Source organism: Pseudomonas sp. P5_A12, from assembly GCF_056400685.1.
Genome location: NZ_JBFUKU010000097.1, coordinates 1 through 18,366, shown reverse-complemented (window position 1 = coordinate 18,366; position 18,366 = coordinate 1). Strand labels below are relative to the sequence as shown.

The window sequence follows — 18,366 nt, the reverse complement described above, 5'->3', positions numbered from 1 at the left end:
TGGATAGTCGGGTGTGATCTCTGTTGGAGCGTAAAGCAGAAACTCCGCGTAGCGGGGGTCGAGACCATCAGGAGGTAGGAGCCGGAAGCTCCGAGGGCCGGTCTGGGCGCTTAGATACCACAGGCGACACATCAACGGAACCAAGCTCGCTTACGTTGTTTGTCAGTAGGCAGGAACCGCCGTATACGGAACCGTATGTACGGTGGTGTGAGAGGACGGCGGGGGCAACCCCGCCTCCTACTCGATTCTGGTTTTAGCCGGGAACGTTGTCCTTATAGTTTTAAACCGAGGGCAAAACGCTGCACTTTTGGCGTGTGATTTGAATTTGCTTATAGTCAGCACGACGAGCATCAGGCATCTCTGCCAGTAGCGTTAAAGTGGCCTGAGGATCATTCAACGGTAACGTCTTGAGCAATTCGACATCACGATCCCACCACTGGCTACTGATCAGTTCTTCAATTAGCTCAGGTGCATGCCGATACTTGACGACTTTTGCAGGGATCCCGGCAACGATCGCGTAGGGCGGCACGTCATGGGCAACCAAAGCGCGGGTTGCGATAATTGCACCTGTGCCGATTTTGACCCCTTCCAGGATCATCGCACTGTGCCCAATCCACACATCGTGCCCAATCGTTACATCAGCAACCTCGGGATCGAATGTCAAAGCTGTATCGGTGTACTGAAAAGGGTGTGAACTGAGCCAGTCTGACGGATGTGAGCTCTTTTGCTGACCGATAAAGCATCCACTGCCAATGGAGCAGAATCGACCAATAGAGGACACATTCGACAGGACACAATCACTTCGGATATAGGTATGGGCGCCGATATCCAGTTTTTTTGATTCTACGACCACATGCCCGAGAGTTACTTCCTCTTCCAGTGTCAGCGTCGATCGCTTGTACAACGACAACACACCGCCTGCCACTTTGCATTTATGCCTGCGAATCCATTTCTTCCAATAATGATTTCGAAGGGTATCGATTATTTTTTTCATAAGAATCTATTTAGACATCCGTTATAGGGCGTAGCACGCCCTATGAGCCAATAGCCGAGTCTAAATGAATCAGTGCAGGAGATGAAACGTTAAGACCTGCTCCAGACGCTCAAAAATGAGTACCACCGCAATAGCCCGTAGAGTGGAAAACCGCAAACGGCGGGCATAAAAAAACCGGCATATCAGCCGGTTTTTTTGCGCTCTGAAAAAACTTATGCACCATTTTCGGCGTTTTATGTGTTTAAGAAATATGTATATAAATCAGTACTTTGAAAAACAAAAACGCTATATTTCGAGAAAACGGTACACAGGTTATCCACAGAATCTCAGACAGCCACTTGATCACTGGCGGTTGGTGCCGCCGGGGTGGCCGGCAGCGAGCCCATTTCCCGCTGCATCTGCTCGTTCCAGGCTTGCACCCGGTCGTTCAGTTCGGCAATGGCGCGAGGCCCGCTACCCTCGGCATACATCGGTGCGCCGATGATCACGGTGATGACACCCTGCTTCTTCTTCCAACCGGTTTTTGGCCAGAACTTGCCAGCATTGTGCGCAATCGGCAGTACTGGAAGCGCGGCATTGACGGCCAACGCGGTGCCACCGCGCGAGAACTTGCCAATAGTGCCGAAAGGAACGCGAGTCCCCTCAGGGAAGATCAACACCCAGACGCCATCCTTCAGCAGTTCATCGCCCTTCTTCGCCACATGCTTGAGCGCGGCTTTTGGATTGTCGCGGTCGATGGCGATCGGTCGCAGCATGGCCATGGCCCAGCCGAAGAACGGCACAAACAGCAATGAACGCTTGAGCACCTGGCTCAACGGCTCGAAATAAGCGGAGAGAAAGAACGTTTCCCACGTGCTCTGGTGGTTCGACTGAATCACGCAGGGCTGATCAGGTACGTTCTCGGCACCTTTCACTTCGTAGCTGATGCCCAGGAACACTTTGCTCAGCCACAACGCGCATCGGCACCAGTACACGTTAATGAAGCGATAACGCGCCTTGAACGACAGAAACGGCGCGATAAAAAAGCTCAGGCTGCACCAGAGCAATGAGCTGGTGCCCAGCAGAAGGTAAAAGAGGAAGGTTCTGATGGCCTGCAGTATCGACATGGTGACGTTTACCGTGCGGGCTCTGCCCGTCTATAAGCGCACTCCCGATCAGTCCTTAATCGGAACAATCGAAGCACTTTAATTGTGGATAAGTTCTGCGGCAATCGCCGCCAGATCGTCAAAAATCAAGGTGCCTACCGGCAGCGACTTGCCCAAAGTCTTTTCGCCTTTCCCGGTCTTTACCAAAACTGGCTGTGAATCGACGGTTTTGGCGGCTTCCAGGTCACCAAGGCTGTCGCCAACGAACCAAAGATTGGTCAGCGACACGTTGTAATGCTCGGCGATGGTTTTCAACATCCCGGGTTTTGGCTTACGGCAATCGCAGCCTTCGTCCGGCCCGTGCGGGCAATAGACGATCAGCCCGACTTCACCGCCCTGCTCCGTCACCAGCGAGCGCAAGCGCTCGTGCATGGCGTCCAGGGTGGCGATGTCGTAATAGCCGCGAGCGATGCCCGACTGGTTGGTAGCGACCGCTACCGTCCAGCCGGCCTTGCTCAACTGCGCGATGGCTTCGATCGAACCGGGGAGTGGAATCCACTCCTCCACCGACTTGATGTAAGCGTCGGAGTCGTAATTGATCACCCCGTCGCGATCGAGAATCAGCAGTTTCAACAGCAGCCCCTTAGCTCAGCAGCGAAATATCAGCGACGCCGAGGAACAGACCACGCAGACGCGCCAGCAAGGCGTAACGGTTGGCGCGAACCTTGGCGTCTTCCGCGTTGACCATGACCGCTTCGAAAAACGCATCCACCGGCTCGCGCAAAGCAGCCAGACGGGCCAGGGATTCGCTGTACTGACGCGCGGCAGCCATTGGCTGGACGGCCTGGTCAGCCTGCTGGATCGCCGAGTACAGGGAGAACTCGTTGGCATTGTCGAAGTATTTGGCTTCAACCACCGTCGGAACGGAGCCTTCGACTTTGCTCAGCAAGTTCGACACGCGTTTGTTCACCGCAGCCAGAGCAGCTGCTTCCGGCAATTTGCGGAAGGCTTCTACCGCTTGAACACGCTGGTCGAAGTCCAGCGCCGAACCCGGCTTCAGGGCACGAACCGAGAGGTAAGTGGCCACGTCGACACCTTCGTCTTCGTAACGGGCACGCAGACGGTCGAAGATGAACTCCAGCACGGCGTCGTTCAGGCCGGCCGCCTTGACCTTGGCACCGAACGCATTCACCGCGAAGGCCACGGCGTCGTTCAGGTCGAGCTCAAGCTTCTTGTCGATCAGGATGCGCAACACACCCAGCGCTGCACGGCGCAGGGCATACGGGTCTTTGCTGCCGGTAGGCAGCATGCCGATACCGAAAATGCCCACCAATGTGTCGAGCTTGTCGGCGATGGCTACGGCCGCACCGGTCAGGGTGGTCGGCAGTTCAGCGCCAGCACCGCGCGGCATGTACTGCTCGTTCAGCGCCAGTGCGACTTCTTCCGGCTCGCCGTCGTTGAGGGCGTAGTAGTAACCGGCGACACCTTGCATCTCCGGGAACTCACCGACCATCTCGGTCGACAGGTCGCACTTGGACAGCAGGCCGGCACGGGAAGCCCATGCAGCATTGCCGCCAATGCGTTGTGCGATGAACGCAGCCAGTTTGGATACGCGCTCGGCTTTATCGTAAACACTGCCGAGTTTTTCCTGGAACACCACGTTTTGCAGGCGCAGGTTGAAATCTTCGAGTTTCTGCTTCTTGTCTTGCTTGAAGAAGAACTCGGCGTCGGTCAGGCGTGGGCGAACCACTTTCTCGTTACCGGCGATGATCTGCTGCGGGTCTTTGCTTTCGATGTTGGCCACGGTAATGAAACGTGGCAGCAACTTGCCGTCGGCATCCAGCAGGCAGAAGTACTTCTGGTTRTCCTGCATGGTGGTGATCAGTGCTTCTTGCGGCACGTCGAGGAAACGCTCTTCGAACGAGCACACCAGCGGCACTGGCCATTCAACCAGCGCGGTCACTTCATCGAGCAGCGCCGGCGGAACAATCGCCGTGCCTTCCTGACGGGTGGCCAGTTCTTCGGTGCGCTTGCTGATGATGTCGCGACGCTCATTGGCATCGGCCAGGACATAAGCGGCACGCAAGTCGGCCAGGTAGTTGGCCGGCGAGGTGATGCGCACGTTTTCCGGATGGTGGAAGCGGTGACCACGGGAATCACGGCCTGCCTTCTGGGCGAGGATGGTGCAATCGATGACTTCGTCACCGAGCAACATCACCAGCCATTGGGTCGGACGAACGAATTCTTCCTTGCGAGCACCCCAACGCATGCGTTTCGGGATCGGAAGATCGTTCAGTGAGTCTTCGACGATGGTCGGCAACAGGCTCGAGGTCGGTTTGCCGGCGATGCTTTGGCTGTAACGCAGTTTCGGGCCGCTCTGATCGATTTCGCTTAGCTCGACGCCGCATTTCTTGGCAAAACCCAGTGCTGCCTGGGTCGGGTTGCCTTCGGCATCGAATGCGGCCTGACGTGGCGGGCCATCGAGGTTGATGCTGCGATCCGGTTGCTGGGTGGCCAGTGACGTGATCAGCACTGCCAGGCGACGTGGCGCGGCGTAGACGGTTTTGGTCTCGTAGTTCAGGCCGGCGGCTTGCAGGCCCTTGTCGATACCGGCGAGGAACGCCTCGGCCAGGGTGTTCAGGGCTTTGGGTGGCAGTTCTTCAGTGCCCAGTTCAACCAGAAAATCCAGAGCACTCATTGTGCAGCCTCCAGCTTGGCCAGTACTTCATCGCGCAGGTCCGGGGTCGCCATCGGGAAGCCCAGCTTGGCGCGAGCCAGCAGGTAGGCTTGCGCAACGGAACGCGCCAGTGTGCGAACACGCAGAATGTATTGCTGACGCGCGGTCACGGAAATCGCCCGGCGCGCATCCAGCAGGTTGAAAGTATGGGAGGCCTTCAACACCATTTCGTAGCTCGGCAACGGCAGCGGCTGGTCGAGTTCGATCAGGCGCTTGGCTTCGCTTTCGTAGAAATCGAACAGTTCGAACAGCTTCTCGACGTTGGCGTGCTCGAAGTTGTAGGTCGACTGTTCAACTTCGTTCTGATGGAACACGTCGCCATAGGTCACTTTGCCGAACGGACCGTCAGCCCAGACCAGGTCGTAGACCGAGTCCACGCCTTGCAGGTACATGGCCAGACGTTCCAGACCGTAAGTGATCTCGCCGGTTACCGGGTAGCATTCGATGCCGCCCGCTTGCTGGAAGTACGTGAACTGCGTCACTTCCATGCCGTTGAGCCAGACTTCCCAGCCCAGACCCCAGGCGCCGAGGGTTGGCGATTCCCAGTTGTCTTCGACGAAGCGAATGTCGTGGACCAACGGGTCCAGGCCGACGTGCTTGAGGGAGCCCAGGTACAGCTCCTGGAAGTTGTCCGGGTTCGGCTTCAACACCACCTGGAACTGGTAGTAGTGCTGCAGACGGTTCGGGTTTTCGCCGTAGCGGCCGTCAGTCGGGCGACGACTGGGCTGCACATAAGCGGCGTTCCAGGTTTCCGGGCCAATGGCGCGCAGGAATGTAGCAGTGTGGAAAGTGCCGGCGCCTACTTCCATATCGTAGGGCTGAAGTACCACACAACCTTGCTCGGCCCAGTATTGCTGGAGCGCGAGGATCAAGTCTTGGAAGGTACGCACGGCTGGCGTAGGCTGGCTCACGAAATTCACCTGTTTCTTGGGCTGCGATTTAAAGAGCGGGAGTATACCCGATTCATTGCTGCGCACGCCCCCTGGAGCCTTATGCCACGCTGCTTTTGGTGTTCCGAAGATCCGCTGTACATGGCTTATCACGACCAGGAGTGGGGCACGCCGCTACGCGATGCGCAGGGATTGTTCGAGTTGCTTTTGCTCGAAGGGTTCCAGGCCGGCCTCTCATGGATCACCGTCCTGCGTAAACGGGAACGTTATCGCGAGGTGTTATTCGGCTTCGACGTCCAGCGCGTGGCGCAGATGAGCGACGCGGAAATCGATGAATTGATGCTCGACCCAGGCATCATCCGCAACCGCCTCAAACTCAACGCCGCCCGGCGCAATGCCCAGGCCTGGCTGGCGCTGGAGGACCCGGTGGAGTTTCTCTGGTCCTTCGTCGGCGGTACGCCTGTGATCAATCATTTCAAGGATCGCACCGAAGTGCCGGCGGTCACGCCGGTGGCGGTGGAAATGAGCAAAGGCTTGAAAAAGGCCGGCTTCACGTTCGTCGGACCGACGATTTGTTATGCGCTGATGCAGGCCTCGGGCATGGTCATGGACCACACCCGCGATTGCGATCGCTACGCGACGCTGGCGAACGGCGGTTAGAATAGCCGCCTCGCGCACAGCACAAAATCAGGAGTGACCTGTGGATAAGTTTAAAGGCGCCTTGCTGGTAGGCGCTCTGCGGCTGTTTGCCCTGCTCCCGTGGCGGGCCGTTCAGGCCGTTGGCTCGGCGATTGGCTGGGTCATGTGGAAAACCCCGAGCCGTTCCCGTGACGTGGTGCGGATCAATCTGGCCAAGTGCTTCCCGGACATGGACCCCGCCGAACGCGAACGCCTGGTTGGCCAGAGTCTGAAAGACATCGGCAAGTCCCTGACCGAAAGCGCCTGCGCCTGGATCTGGCCGGCGCAGCGCTCCATCGACCTGGTGCGCGAAGTCGAAGGCCTCGATGTGTTGAAGGAGGCCCTCGCCTCAGGCAAAGGGGTCGTGGGTATCACCAGCCACCTGGGCAACTGGGAAGTGTTGAACCATTTCTATTGCAACCAGTGCAAACCGATCATTTTCTATCGGCCACCGAAGTTGAAGGCTGTGGATGATTTGCTGCGCAAACAGCGGGTGCAATTGGGCAACCGGGTGGCGGCTTCCACCAAGGAAGGCATCCTCAGCGTGATCAAGGAAGTGCGTAAAGGTGGTGCAGTGGGCATTCCCGCTGACCCGGAACCGGCCGAATCTGCCGGAATCTTCGTACCCTTCTTCGCCACCCAGGCGCTGACCAGCAAGTTCGTGCCGAACATGCTCGCGGGCGGCAAAGCGGTCGGTGTGTTCCTGCATGCGCTGCGTTTGCCGGACGGTTCGGGTTACAAAGTCATCCTCGAAGCGGCGCCAGAGGCCATGTACAGCACCGATACTGAGACGTCCTGCGCGGCCATGAGTCAAGTGGTCGAGCGCTATGTGCGGGCTTATCCAAGCCAGTACATGTGGAGCATGAAGCGCTTCAAGAAGCGGCCACCCGGTGAAGAACGCTGGTATTGAGTCGGCTGGCGTGACTTGTGGGTAACTCTTGGGCTGGGTTATCCACAGCAGTGCATTCAAGGGCGCAGCGTGTGCGCATGGAAGTGATTCAGGTGGTTAGCGAAGGGATAGGCCTGCGTTATCTCTGATCAGTGCGCGTTTCGCTCAAGTTTCTTCAGAAACACCGTCATCTCTTTTTCTGCCTGCTTGTCGCCATGGGCGCGGGCGGCTTGCAGACCTTGTTCCCACGCCTGTCGGGCGGCCGCGAAATCCTCCAGCGCCAGATGGGCCTTGCCCAACAGCTTCCAGGCCGCTGAATACTTCGGATCGAATTCGACGCAACGCTGGAAATGTTCGGCAGCCTTGGCGTTTTCCCCGAGATCCAGATAACCCTTGCCCAGGCCGAAGCGCAGCAGCGAGTTGTCCACACCCTTGGCGAGCATTTTTTCCAGGGATTCGAGCATTAGTGTTTCCCCTCAGTAAGTGATCGTTCCCACGGTCTGCGTGGGAATGCCTCAATGGACGCTCCGCGTCCGCTTCGGCAGGGACGCGGAGCGTCCATTGAGGCTGCATTCCCACGCAGASCGTGGGAACGATCAGTTAGAAGAAGCTCAACCCCACATGAAACAGCTTCTCCACATCCCGAATGTGCTTTTTATCCACAAGGAACAAAATCACATGGTCGCCCGCCTCGATAACCGTCTTGTCATGGGCAATGATCACTTCCTCATCGCGAATGATCGCGCCAATCGTTGTACCCGGCGGCAAGCCAATGTTCTCGATGGCCTTGCCTATCACCTTGCTCGACTTCGCATCACCATGGGCAATCGCCTCGATGGCTTCCGCCGCGCCCCGGCGCAAGGAGTGCACGCTGACGATATCGCCACGGCGCACGTGGGCCAGCAATGTGCCGATGGTCGCCAGTTGCGGGCTGATGGCGATGTCGATGTCGCCGCCCTGAATCAAATCAACGTACGCCGGGTTGTTGATGATCGTCATCACTTTCTTCGCGCCCAGGCGTTTGGCCAGCAGCGAAGACATGATGTTGGCTTCGTCATCGTTGGTCAGGGCCAGGAATATATCCGCGTCGGCAATATTTTCTTCCATCAGCAAGTCGCGGTCGGAGGCGCTGCCTTGCAACACCACGGTGCTGTCGAGGGTATCCGAGAGATGGCGGCAGCGAGCCGGGTTCATCTCGATGATCTTCACCTGATAACGGCTTTCGATGGCCTCGGCCAGACGCTCACCGATCTGACCGCCCCCGGCAATGACGATGCGTTTGTAGGTTTCATCCAGCCGGCGCATTTCGCTCATCACAGCGCGAATATTCGCTTTGGCTGCGATGAAAAACACTTCGTCGTCCGCCTCGATGACGGTGTCACCCTGCGGCAGGATCGGCCGGTCACGGCGGAAAATCGCGGCGACGCGGGTTTCGACATTCGGCATGTGTTCGCGTAATTGCCGCAGTTGCTGACCCACCAACGGCCCGCCGTAGTAGGCCTTCACCGCGACCAACTGCGCTTTGCCTTCGGCGAAGTCGATCACCTGCAAGGCGCCCGGATGCTCGATCAGGCGCTTGATGTAGTTGGTCACCACTTGTTCCGGACTGATCAGCACATCGACCGGGATCGCGTCGTTATCGAACAATTCGGAGCGCGTGAGGTAGGAGGCTTCGCGCACGCGGGCGATTTTGGTGGGCGTGTGGAACAGCGTGTGCGCGACCTGACAGGCCACCATGTTGGTTTCGTCGCTGTTGGTCACGGCCACCAGCATGTCGGCATCGTCCGCACCGGCCGAGCGCAGCACCGTCGGCAGTGAGCCGCGGCCCTGAACCGTACGGATGTCCAGCCGATCGCCGAGGTCGCGCAGGCGTTCGCCATCGGTGTCGACCACCGTGATGTCATTGGCTTCACTGGCCAAATGTTCTGCCAGCGAACCGCCGACCTGCCCCGCACCGAGGATGATGATTTTCATCCAGTCACTCCATTCAATCCGTTAACCGCGCGCGGCGGCAATCTTGATCAGCTTGGCGTAGTAAAACCCGTCGTGCCCGCCTTCCTGGGCCAGTAACTGGCGACCATGAGGTTGCTTGATGCCCGCCGTCGTGGCGAGGTCCAGTTCACGCGCGCCTGGCGTACGGGCGAGGAACGCTTCGATGACTTCGGTGTTTTCAGTCGGCAATGTGGAACAGGTGGCGTAAAGCAGAATCCCGCCAACCTCCAGGGTTATCCACATAGCATCGAGCAGTTCGCCCTGAAGCACTGCGAGCGCGGCGATGTCGTCGGGCTGGCGCGTCAGTTTGATGTCCGGGTGACGACGGATAACGCCGGTGGCCGAGCACGGCGCATCCAGCAGGATGCGCTGGAACGGTTTGCCGTCCCACCAGACGGCCGTGTCACGGCCGTCGGCGGCGATCAGTTCGGCGCTCAATTTCAGGCGTTCGAGATTTTCTCGCACCCGCACCAGCCGCTTGGCTTCAAGGTCCACCGCCACGACGCCGGCCAGTTGTGGCTCAGCTTCAAGGATGTGGCAGGTTTTGCCGCCCGGTGCACAGCAGGCGTCCAGCACCCGTTGGCCCGGCGCCAGGTCGAGCAGGTCGGCAGCCAGTTGCGCCGCCTCATCCTGCACGCTGATCCAGCCTTCGGCGAAACCCGGCAGGCTGCGCACGTCGGCAGCGGCTTCCAGGATGATGCCGTCCTGACTGTAGACGCACGGCGTTGCGGCGATCCCGGCTTCGGTCAGTAACCCAAGGTAGGCGTCGCGGGTGTGATGGCGACGGTTGACCCGCAGGATCATCGGCGGATGCGCGTTGTTCGCCGCACAAATGGCTTCCCACTGCTCGGGCCAGAACGCTTTCAGGGATTTTTGCAGCCAGCGCGGGTGGGCAGTACGCACCACCGGATCGTGTTCAAGCTCGGCCAGCAACGCTGCGCTTTCACGCTGGGCGCGGCGCAACACGGCGTTGAGCAAGGCTTTGGCCCAAGGCTTTTTCAGCTTGTCGGCACAACCAACGGTTTCGCCGATGGCGGCATGGGCCGGAACTCGGGTGTAGAGCAATTGATAGAGACCGACCAGCAGCAGCGCCTCGACATCGGCATCCGCCGTTTTGAACGGCTTTTGCAGCAACTTGGCCGCCAACGCCGACAAACGTGGCTGCCAGCGCGCAGTGCCGAACGCCAAATCCTGAGTGAAACCGCGATCGCGGTCTTCAACCTTGTCCATTTGGGTCGGCAGGGAACTGTTGAGCGAGGCTTTTCCGTTGAGAACGGCGGCGAGTGCCTTGGCGGCGGCCAGACGCGGGTTCATTGAGCATCCGCCGTTTGACCGAGCACGGTGCCGACGGCGAATTTCTCACGACGGCTGTTAAACAAATCGCTGAAATTGAGCGCCTTGCCGCCGGGCAATTGCAGACGGGTCAGGCACAAGGCCTGCTCACCGCAAGCGACGATCAAACCGTCCTTGCTGGCGCTGAGGATTTCCCCTGGTGCGCCCTTGCCTTCAGCGAGGCTCGCGGCCAGCACTTTCAACGCTTCGCCGTTCAGCGTGCTGTGGGTAATCGGCCATGGGTTGAAGGCGCGAACCAGACGTTCCAGCTCAATGGCCGGACGGGTCCAGTCGATGCGTGCTTCATCCTTGTTCAATTTATGAGCATAAGTGGCGAGGCTGTCGTCCTGCACTTCGCCTTCCAGCGTACCGGCGGCGAGGCCGGCAATCGCTTGAATCACCGCCGGTGGGCCCAGTTCGGCAAGACGATCGTGGAGGCTGCCGCCGGTGTCTTCAGCGCTGATCGGCGTGGTGACCTTGAGCAGCATCGGCCCGGTGTCCAGGCCCAGTTCCATGCGCATCACGGTGACACCGCTTTCACTGTCGCCCGCTTCGACAGCGCGCTGGATCGGCGCGGCCCCGCGCCAGCGTGGCAGCAGGGACGCGTGACTGTTGATGCAACCCAGGCGCGGAGTATCAAGCACCGCCTGCGGCAGGATCAGGCCGTAGGCCACCACCACCAGCAAGTCTGGCTTGAGCGCGACCAGTTCCGCCTGAGCGTCTTCGTTGCGTAGGGTTGGTGGCTGCAACACCGGGATGTTGTTTTCCAGTGCGAGTTGCTTGACCGGACTTGGCATCAGCTTTTGCCCACGGCCCGCCGGACGGTCCGGCTGGGTGTAAACCGCGACGATCTCGTAAGGGCTGTCGAGCAGGGCCTTGAGGTGTTCGGCGGCGAATTCCGGGGTGCCGGCAAAGACGATGCGCAGTGGCTCAGTCATGTAAAAGGTCTCGCAAAAGAAAAAGGCTTGCCGCAGCAAGCCTTTGAAAGGAGGGCATCAAGCGTTCTGGCGATGGAGCTTTTCCAGTTTCTTCTTGATTCGGTCGCGTTTGAGGCTGGACAGGTAATCGACGAACAATTTGCCGTTCAGGTGGTCGCATTCATGCTGGATGCACACGGCGAGCAGGCCTTCGGCGATCAGTTCGTAAGGCTGGCCGTCGCGGTCCAGGGCCTTGACCTTGACCTTCTGCGGACGATCGACGTTTTCGTAGAAGCCCGGCACCGAGAGACAGCCTTCCTGATACTGCTCCATCTCGTCGGTCAGGGTTTCGAACTCGGGGTTGATGAACACCCGTGGTTCGGAGCGGTCTTCGGAGAGGTCCATCACTACGATGCGTTTGTGCACGTTGACCTGGGTCGCGGCGAGGCCGATGCCTGGCGCTTCATACATTGTTTCAAACATGTCATCGACCAACTGACGCACTTCGTCGTCCACTACGGCCACAGGTTTGGCGATAGTGCGCAGGCGTGAGTCGGGGAATTCGAGGATGTTTAAAATGGCCATAAGCTTGATGACTGCACGTGTGAAGTAAGGTCGGGTCGGTGGCCTGGTGAGTCCGAAGAGGCAGGCTACCTTTGTAAAACGTAGCTCCCTTCGCTTCATAAGCAAGCCGGGAGCGAGCCACTGAGGGCTCAAGCGTTTCACGCGAACGCACATAATAAAGGGATTCACTGCATGAGGAAATCACTACTCGCCTTGCTCCTTCTGGCCTCGGCTGGTCTGGCGCACGGGCAAGTGCAACTCAAGGAAGGTTTTCCACAACAATACACAGTGGTTGCGGGGGACACACTCTGGGACATTTCCGCTAAATACCTGCGCCAGCCGTGGCAATGGCCCGAGCTCTGGCAGGCCAATGCGCACATCGAAAACCCTGATCTCATCTACCCTGGCGACTCGTTGTCACTGGTCTACGTCAACGGCCAGCCGCGCCTGACCCTCGATCGCGGCGCCTCGCGCGGCACCCTCAAGCTTTCGCCACGGGTGCGCAGCTCGCCGGTGGTCGATGCGATTCCGAGCATTCCGCTGCGTTCGATCAACAGTTTCTTGTTGAGCAACCGCATCGTCGACAAGGTCGAGGATTTCGACAAGGCGCCCTATGTCGTGGCCGGCGATGCCGAACGTGTGCTGAGCGGCACCGGAGACCGCATCTTCGCCCGCGGCCATTTCGATCCCGATCAGCCAGCTTACGGGATCTTCCGTCAGGGCAAGGTCTACACCGATCCCGAGACCCAAGAGTTTTTGGGGATCAACGCCGATGACATCGCTGGTGGTGAAATTGTCGCCACTGAAGGCGATGTCGGGACCCTCGTCTTGCAGCGCACGACCCAGGAAGTCCGCCTCGGTGATCGTCTGTTCAGCGGCGAAGAGCGCTCGATCAACTCGACTTTCATGCCCAGTGCACCGAAAACACCGGTTAACGGGTTGATCATCGATGTACCGCGCGGTGTGACGCAGATCGGTGCGCTGGATGTGGTCACGCTGAACAAGGGGCAGCGTGATGGCTTGGCCGAAGGCAACGTACTGGTGGTGATGAAAACCGGCGAAACCGTGCGTGACCGGATCACCGGCCAGCCACTGAAGGTTCCCGATGAGCGGGCCGGATTGCTCATGGTTTTCCGCACTTACGACAAGCTCAGCTACGGGCTGGTACTCAACGCTTCGCGCTCGCTGGCCGTCATGGACAAAGTGCGAAATCCGTAAGCCGGCTCCACAAGTTACCAACAGAGTTATCCACAGCTTATTCCCGTTTCGACGGGGCTCATAACGATCAAGGATGATCCATGTCATTGCCTGCCGTTACACCGGTTTCCCCTGCGGAACTGGAAGCTCGTTTACGTTTGCACCGTTTGCCGGAACTCGGCCCGGCGCGCTTCAAAAAATTACTTGAGGCCTTCGGCTCGGCGTCCAAAGCCATCAGCGCGCCGGCCAGTGCCTGGCGCTCACTGGGTTTGCCGCTGGCGTGTGCCGAGGCTCGACGCGCCAATGAAGTGCGCGATGGCGCCAGCCACGCATTGGCCTGGCTAGAGCGTCCGGGCCAGCATTTACTGATGTGGGACCAGCCTGAGTACCCTGCGTTGCTCGCAGAAATCAGCGACGCACCTCCCCTGTTATTCGTCGCGGGCGATCCCGGGATTCTGGAAAAACCGCAGTTGGCGATGGTCGGTAGCCGACGCGCCTCGCGTCCGGGCATGGACACGGCCGCCGCGTTTTCCCGCAGCCTGGCCGGCGCCGGTTTCGTCATCACCAGCGGTCTGGCGCTGGGCATTGATGCTGCGGCGCATCAAGCCGCTTTGGACGTCGGCGGGCGAACGGTGGGGGTACTTGGCACGGGACTTGAAAAGTTTTATCCACAACGCAATCGACGACTCGCCGATGCCATGATCGCGTCAGGCAGTGCGGTGCTTTCGGAGTTCCCGCTGGACGCCGGCCCGACCGCCAGCAACTTCCCCCGGCGTAACCGGATCATCAGCGGTTTGTCCCTCGGCGTGTTGGTGGTCGAGGCCAGTGTGGCGAGTGGTTCGTTGATCACCGCGAGGCTGGCGGCAGAGCAAGGTCGTGAGGTGTATGCGATTCCTGGGTCAATTCATCATCCTGGCGCCAAGGGTTGTCATCAATTGATCCGTGACGGCGCGATGCTGGTGGAAACCATCGAACATATCCTTGAAGCCTTGCGCGGCTGGCAACAGTTGCCGTTGTCCACCGAGACTCCCTCGGTGACCCATCCGTTGCTCATGCTGTTGCACGCGGCCCCGCACACCAGTGAAGCGCTGTCCGTCACCAGCGGCTGGACCTTGCCCAAAGTGCTGGCTGCGTTGACGGAGCTGGAAATGGAGGGTCGCGCTGTGTGCGAAAGCGGGCGCTGGTTTGCGCGGGTGAGCTAGGTTTTATAAGGAAGATCGGTAAACTGCGCAGAGCCTTATTCCGGAGAGTTTTTCATGGTCAACAGTTGGCGAGTGCAACAAGCCGCGCAAGCCGTTCGCGCAGGGGCGGTAATTGCCTATCCAACCGAAGCGGTCTGGGGGCTGGGTTGCGACCCGTGGGACGAAGAGGCGGTGTATCGACTGCTGATGATCAAGGGCCGGTCAGTGGAGAAGGGCCTGATTCTGGTTGCCGACAATATCCGGCAGTTCGATTTTCTCTTCGAAGACTTCCCGGAACTGTGGATGGACCGCATGGCCAGTACCTGGCCGGGGCCGAACACCTGGCTGGTGCCGCATCAGAACCTGTTGCCGCAGTGGATCACCGGGGTGCATGAAACGGTGGCGCTCAGGGTCAGCGATCATCCGCTGGTGCGGGATTTGTGCGCAGCGGTCGGGCCGCTGGTGTCGACCTCGGCCAACCCGCAGGGACGCCCGGCGGCGCGCACGCGGATTCGCGTGGATCAGTATTTCCGTGGGCAGGTGGATTTTGTGTTGGGCGGCAACCTGGGGGGGCGCAAGAACCCGAGCGTCATTCGGGATCTGGCTACCGGTCACGTCGTGCGCCCGGACTAACACCGCGTCATCGTTCATCGCGGGCAAGCCCGGCTCCCACAGGGATCAACGAAACCTGTAGGAGCGGCGGTGCGGCGATCCGACTTGCCCGCGATGAGGCCCTCAAGGCAACAAAACAGTCGAGCCCGTCGTGCGCCGTGCCGACAACTCGGTCTGCGCCTTCGCTGCGTCAGCCAACGCGTACGTGTGGCTGATATCCACGTTCAGCTTCCCGCTGCTGATCATTTCAAACAATTCATCTGCCATCCGTTGCAGGTTCTCGGCGTTGTTGGCGTAAGTCGCCAGCGTTGGCCGGGTCACGTACAGCGAACCCTTCGCCGCCAATATCCCCAGATTGACCCCGTCCACCGCACCCGACGCATTGCCAAAACTCACCACCAGACCCCGTGGGGATACGCTGTCCAGCGACGTCAGCCAGGTGTCTTTACCGACGCCGTCATACACCACCGGCACTTTCTTCCCGTCAGTTAGTTCCAGCACCCGTTGAGCGACGTTTTCATGGCTATAGTCGATGGTCGCCCAAGCACCATTGGCCTTGGCCAGCGCGGCTTTCTCAGGCGAGCTGACCGTACCGATCAACTTCACGCCCAAGGCCTTGGCCCATTGGCAGGCCAGAGAACCGACACCGCCGGCAGCCGCGTGGAACAGGATGGTCTCGCCACCCTTGAACTCATATGTCTGACGCAGCAGGTACTGCACAGTCAGGCCCTTGAGCATGACCCCGGCGGCCGTTTCAAAGCTGATCGCATCCGGCAGAAGCACCAGATTGGCCTCGGGCAATACGTGAACGTCACTGTAGGCGCCCAACGGCCCGCTGCCATACGCCACGCGATCACCGACCTTGAAACGCGTGACCTCGCTGCCCACTGCGTCGACCACGCCTGCGCCTTCCGAACCCACGCCCGATGGCAAGGCAGGGGGTGCATACAGGCCACTGCGGTAATAGGTGTCGATGAAATTCAGGCCGATGGCCTTGTTGGTGACGCGGACCTGCTGCGGGCCGGGCTCGGCGGGTTGGTAATCGACATACTCGAGTACTTCGGGACCGCCATGGGCGCGGAACTGGATACGCTTAGCCATCTGCCTACTCCTTGGGTCTTGGCTACGGGAGGTGTAGCACGAAGCTCCCTATCGAACTCCCAAGCTTGATCTTCGTCAACTGTGGCAGCCCCATCGGCGATGGTATGCTACGCGCCCATTTGCGCCGGACCCCCGCTCCGATGGAGCGCCGCGTAGCTTTGCCCGATCAAGGTGATGACATGACGACCCGCACCGAGGCCGTAAAAGCCTATCTGCTTGACCTGCAAGACCGTATTTGTGCTGCGCTGGAAGCCGAAGATGGCGGCACTCACTTCGTCGAAGACGCCTGGACCCGGGCTGCCGGCGGTGGCGGGCGCACCCGCGTAATCGAAAACGGTTCAGTGATCGAAAAGGGCGGCGTCAACTTTTCCCACGTCTTTGGTAGCGGTCTCCCACCGTCCGCCAGCGCTCATCGCCCGGAATTGGCCGGCCGTGGCTTCGAAGCCCTGGGCGTGTCATTGGTCATTCACCCGCACAACCCGCATGTGCCGACGTCCCACGCCAACGTGCGCTTTTTCATTGCTGAAAAAGAAGGTGAGGAACCGGTCTGGTGGTTCGGCGGCGGCTTCGACCTGACGCCTTACTACGGCAATGAAGAAGACTGCGTGCACTGGCACCGCGTCGCCGAGCAGGCCTGTGCGCCGTTCGGTCCGGACGTCTATTCGCGCTACAAAGCCTGGTGCGACAGCTATTTTCACATCAAACATCGCCACGAGCCGCGTGGCATCGGTGGACTGTTCTTCGATGACTTGAACGAGTGGGACTTCGACACCAGCTTCGCGTTCATGCGCGCCATCGGCGATGCGTACATCGACGCGTATCTGCCGATTGTGCATCGCCGCAAAAATGATGCGTTCACCACCAAGCAGCGTGAGTTCCAGGAGTTCCGTCGCGGCCGCTACGTGGAGTTCAACCTGGTCTACGACAGAGGCACGTTGTTCGGCCTGCAATCGGGCGGACGCACCGAGTCGATCCTGATGTCGTTGCCACCGCAAGTGCGCTGGGGCTATGACTGGAAAGCCGAACCGGGCAGCGAAGAAGCGCGCCTGACCGACTACTTCCTGCAAGACCGTGATTGGTTGGCCGAGGCCTGAACGAGGAGTTCTGATGGACCGTTACGTCGTATTCGGTAACCCGATTGGTCACAGCAAGTCGCCGCTGATCCACCGTTTGTTCGCCGAACAAACCGCTCAGCAGTTGGACTACAGCACCTCGCTGGCGCCGCTCGACGATTTTTCCGACTTTGCCCGGGCATTTTTCCGCGAAGGTCGCGGAGCGAATGTGACGGTGCCATTCAAGGAAGACGCTTTCCGCCTGGCCGACAGCCTGACGGAGCGCGCACAGCGGGCCGGCGCGGTGAACACCTTGAGCAAACTCGTCGATGGCACGTTGCTGGGCGACAACACCGACGGTGCCGGACTGGTGCGGGACCTGACGGTCAACGCCGGATTCAGCCTCAAGGGCAAACGCATCCTGCTGCTTGGCGCTGGGGGGGCGGTGCGCGGTGCGCTGGAGCCGCTGCTGGCTGAGCAACCGGCCTCGGTGGTCATCGCCAACCGCACGGTTGAGAAAGCCGAGTTGCTGGCGGAGTTGTTCGCGGACCTGGGGCCGGTATCGGCCAGTGGTTTCGATTGGTTGAAGGAGTCGGTGGACCTGATCATCAACGCCACGTCCGCGAGCCTGTCGGGTGATGTGCCGCCGATTGCCAGTAGCCTGATCGAGCCGGGTAAAACCGTTTGCTACGACATGATGTATGGCAAGGAACCAACTTCGTTTTGCCGTTGGGCCACGGAAAATGGCGCTGCGGTAGCGATGGATGGCTTGGGTATGCTCGCGGAACAAGCGGCGGAAGCCTTCTTCCTGTGGCGCGGCGTGCGCCCGGACACGGCGCCGGTGCTGGCCGAACTGCGCCGCCAGCTCGCCCTGTAGCTCCTTGTGGCGAGGGAGCTTGCTCCCGCTGGGTTGCGTAGCGACCCTAATAATATGCGGGCGCTGCGCACCCGAGCGGGAGCAAGCTCCCTCGCCACAAGGAGCTACAGGGCGAGCTGGCGGCGCAGTTCGGCCAGCACCGGCGCCGTGTCCGGGCGCACGCCGCGCCACAGGAAGAAGGCTTCCGCCGCTTGTTCCGCGAGCATACCCAAGCCATCCATCGCTACCGCAGCGCCATTTTCCGTGGCCCAACGGCAAAACGAAGTTG

At 59.7% G+C, this 18,366-nt stretch carries 18 protein-coding genes and 1 pseudogene; 7 read left to right on the top strand and 12 right to left on the bottom strand.

Annotated features, from left to right (window positions below; translation table 11 throughout):
- Window positions 1–280: 280 nt before the first annotated feature.
- From AC1DSG_RS15140 to glyQ, 5 genes are all read right to left on the bottom strand, one after another.
- Window positions 281–994 carry a CatB-related O-acetyltransferase gene (locus AC1DSG_RS15140; protein WP_477791603.1) on the bottom strand — a complete coding sequence of 238 codons (714 nt, stop codon included), beginning with the start codon at window positions 992–994 and terminating at the stop codon, window positions 281–283.
- A gap of 326 nt (window positions 995–1,320) precedes the next feature.
- Window positions 1,321–2,100: a lysophospholipid acyltransferase family protein gene (locus tag AC1DSG_RS15135; RefSeq protein ID WP_477791602.1), complete on the bottom strand. Its 780-nt coding sequence runs from the start codon at window positions 2,098–2,100 to the stop codon at window positions 1,321–1,323.
- 78 nt (window positions 2,101–2,178) lie between these two features.
- Window positions 2,179–2,718: a D-glycero-beta-D-manno-heptose 1,7-bisphosphate 7-phosphatase gene (gmhB, locus tag AC1DSG_RS15130; protein ID WP_477791604.1), complete on the bottom strand. Its 540-nt coding sequence runs from the start codon at window positions 2,716–2,718 to the stop codon at window positions 2,179–2,181.
- Window positions 2,719–2,722: 4 nt separating this feature from the next.
- Entirely contained in the window at window positions 2,723–4,777 is a 2,055-nt protein-coding gene (glyS, locus tag AC1DSG_RS15125) for a glycine--tRNA ligase subunit beta (protein WP_150779559.1), read from the bottom strand.
- Window positions 4,774–5,727, bottom strand: coding sequence for a glycine--tRNA ligase subunit alpha (gene glyQ, locus AC1DSG_RS15120; RefSeq protein WP_003213601.1), 954 nt, complete (start codon window positions 5,725–5,727; stop codon window positions 4,774–4,776). The genes glyS and glyQ overlap by 4 nt, the downstream gene beginning before the upstream one ends.
- A gap of 81 nt (window positions 5,728–5,808) precedes the next feature.
- Here glyQ and tag point away from each other — a divergent pair, with 81 nt between their 5' ends.
- Together tag and AC1DSG_RS15110 are read left to right on the top strand one after the other, a co-directional pair.
- A complete protein-coding gene (gene tag, locus AC1DSG_RS15115) occupies window positions 5,809–6,366 on the top strand; it encodes a DNA-3-methyladenine glycosylase I (protein ID WP_007948114.1) in 558 nt (185 codons plus the stop codon).
- Between the two features lie 40 nt (window positions 6,367–6,406).
- On the top strand, window positions 6,407–7,294 hold the full coding sequence (locus AC1DSG_RS15110; RefSeq protein WP_477791601.1) for a lysophospholipid acyltransferase: 888 nt from the start codon (window positions 6,407–6,409) through the stop codon (window positions 7,292–7,294).
- A 128-nt stretch (window positions 7,295–7,422) separates the two neighbouring features.
- Here AC1DSG_RS15110 and AC1DSG_RS15105 read toward each other — a convergent pair whose 3' ends face one another.
- The 5 genes from AC1DSG_RS15105 to def all read right to left on the bottom strand — a co-directional run bounded on the left by AC1DSG_RS15105 (window position 7,423) and on the right by def (window position 12,099).
- Window positions 7,423–7,737 carry a tetratricopeptide repeat protein gene (locus AC1DSG_RS15105; protein WP_477791600.1) on the bottom strand — a complete coding sequence of 105 codons (315 nt, stop codon included), beginning with the start codon at window positions 7,735–7,737 and terminating at the stop codon, window positions 7,423–7,425.
- Window positions 7,738–7,873: 136 nt separating this feature from the next.
- Complete coding sequence (trkA, locus tag AC1DSG_RS15100) at window positions 7,874–9,247, bottom strand: Trk system potassium transporter TrkA (protein ID WP_477791599.1); 1,374 nt, start codon at window positions 9,245–9,247, stop codon at window positions 7,874–7,876.
- Between the two features lie 21 nt (window positions 9,248–9,268).
- Window positions 9,269–10,579 carry a 16S rRNA (cytosine(967)-C(5))-methyltransferase RsmB gene (rsmB, locus tag AC1DSG_RS15095; protein WP_477791598.1) on the bottom strand — a complete coding sequence of 437 codons (1,311 nt, stop codon included), beginning with the start codon at window positions 10,577–10,579 and terminating at the stop codon, window positions 9,269–9,271.
- Window positions 10,576–11,535 carry a methionyl-tRNA formyltransferase gene (fmt, locus tag AC1DSG_RS15090; RefSeq protein ID WP_477791597.1) on the bottom strand — a complete coding sequence of 320 codons (960 nt, stop codon included), beginning with the start codon at window positions 11,533–11,535 and terminating at the stop codon, window positions 10,576–10,578. Before fmt ends, rsmB begins: the two co-directional genes overlap by 4 nt.
- Before the next feature lie 57 nt (window positions 11,536–11,592).
- Window positions 11,593–12,099: a peptide deformylase gene (gene def / locus AC1DSG_RS15085; protein ID WP_007948122.1), complete on the bottom strand. Its 507-nt coding sequence runs from the start codon at window positions 12,097–12,099 to the stop codon at window positions 11,593–11,595.
- Between the two features lie 171 nt (window positions 12,100–12,270).
- On the opposite strand from def, the gene AC1DSG_RS15080 reads away from it, so the two are divergent.
- The 3 genes from AC1DSG_RS15080 (at window position 12,271) to tsaC (ending at window position 15,089) form a co-directional block, all read left to right on the top strand.
- On the top strand, window positions 12,271–13,296 hold the full coding sequence (locus tag AC1DSG_RS15080) for a LysM peptidoglycan-binding domain-containing protein (protein WP_477791596.1): 1,026 nt from the start codon (window positions 12,271–12,273) through the stop codon (window positions 13,294–13,296).
- Between the two features lie 80 nt (window positions 13,297–13,376).
- Complete coding sequence (gene dprA / locus AC1DSG_RS15075; protein WP_477791595.1) at window positions 13,377–14,477, top strand: DNA-processing protein DprA; 1,101 nt, start codon at window positions 13,377–13,379, stop codon at window positions 14,475–14,477.
- A 54-nt stretch (window positions 14,478–14,531) separates the two neighbouring features.
- On the top strand, window positions 14,532–15,089 hold the full coding sequence (gene tsaC / locus AC1DSG_RS15070) for an L-threonylcarbamoyladenylate synthase type 1 TsaC (protein ID WP_477791594.1): 558 nt from the start codon (window positions 14,532–14,534) through the stop codon (window positions 15,087–15,089).
- Between the two features lie 102 nt (window positions 15,090–15,191).
- On the opposite strand, the gene AC1DSG_RS15065 is transcribed toward tsaC, so the two are convergent.
- Window positions 15,192–16,169 carry an NADPH:quinone reductase gene (locus AC1DSG_RS15065; protein WP_477791593.1) on the bottom strand — a complete coding sequence of 326 codons (978 nt, stop codon included), beginning with the start codon at window positions 16,167–16,169 and terminating at the stop codon, window positions 15,192–15,194.
- A 179-nt stretch (window positions 16,170–16,348) separates the two neighbouring features.
- Between AC1DSG_RS15065 and hemF the strand changes: the two genes are divergently transcribed.
- Window positions 16,349–17,263: an oxygen-dependent coproporphyrinogen oxidase gene (gene hemF, locus AC1DSG_RS15060; protein WP_477791592.1), complete on the top strand. Its 915-nt coding sequence runs from the start codon at window positions 16,349–16,351 to the stop codon at window positions 17,261–17,263.
- Between the two features lie 13 nt (window positions 17,264–17,276).
- A complete protein-coding gene (aroE, locus tag AC1DSG_RS15055) occupies window positions 17,277–18,098 on the top strand; it encodes a shikimate dehydrogenase (RefSeq protein ID WP_477791591.1) in 822 nt (273 codons plus the stop codon).
- A gap of 104 nt (window positions 18,099–18,202) precedes the next feature.
- On the opposite strand, the pseudogene aroE (AC1DSG_RS15050) reads toward aroE (AC1DSG_RS15055), so the two are convergent.
- Window positions 18,203–18,366: pseudogene (gene aroE, locus AC1DSG_RS15050) on the bottom strand (shikimate dehydrogenase); the annotation flags it as partial.

Coding starts and splice junctions, on each gene's coding strand:
- AC1DSG_RS15140 (WP_477791603.1), bottom strand. CDS start 994: ATGAAAAAAATAATCGATACCCTTCGAAATCATTATTGGAAGAAATGG.
- AC1DSG_RS15135 (WP_477791602.1), bottom strand. CDS start 2,100: ATGTCGATACTGCAGGCCATCAGAACCTTCCTCTTTTACCTTCTGCTG.
- tag (WP_007948114.1), top strand. CDS start 5,809: ATGCCACGCTGCTTTTGGTGTTCCGAAGATCCGCTGTACATGGCTTAT.
- AC1DSG_RS15105 (WP_477791600.1), bottom strand. CDS start 7,737: ATGCTCGAATCCCTGGAAAAAATGCTCGCCAAGGGTGTGGACAACTCG.
- trkA (WP_477791599.1), bottom strand. CDS start 9,247: ATGAAAATCATCATCCTCGGTGCGGGGCAGGTCGGCGGTTCGCTGGCA.
- rsmB (WP_477791598.1), bottom strand. CDS start 10,579: ATGAACCCGCGTCTGGCCGCCGCCAAGGCACTCGCCGCCGTTCTCAAC.
- fmt (WP_477791597.1), bottom strand. CDS start 11,535: ATGACTGAGCCACTGCGCATCGTCTTTGCCGGCACCCCGGAATTCGCC.
- def (WP_007948122.1), bottom strand. CDS start 12,099: ATGGCCATTTTAAACATCCTCGAATTCCCCGACTCACGCCTGCGCACT.
- AC1DSG_RS15080 (WP_477791596.1), top strand. CDS start 12,271: ATGAGGAAATCACTACTCGCCTTGCTCCTTCTGGCCTCGGCTGGTCTG.
- dprA (WP_477791595.1), top strand. CDS start 13,377: ATGTCATTGCCTGCCGTTACACCGGTTTCCCCTGCGGAACTGGAAGCT.
- tsaC (WP_477791594.1), top strand. CDS start 14,532: ATGGTCAACAGTTGGCGAGTGCAACAAGCCGCGCAAGCCGTTCGCGCA.
- AC1DSG_RS15065 (WP_477791593.1), bottom strand. CDS start 16,169: ATGGCTAAGCGTATCCAGTTCCGCGCCCATGGCGGTCCCGAAGTACTC.
- hemF (WP_477791592.1), top strand. CDS start 16,349: ATGACGACCCGCACCGAGGCCGTAAAAGCCTATCTGCTTGACCTGCAA.
- aroE (WP_477791591.1), top strand. CDS start 17,277: ATGGACCGTTACGTCGTATTCGGTAACCCGATTGGTCACAGCAAGTCG.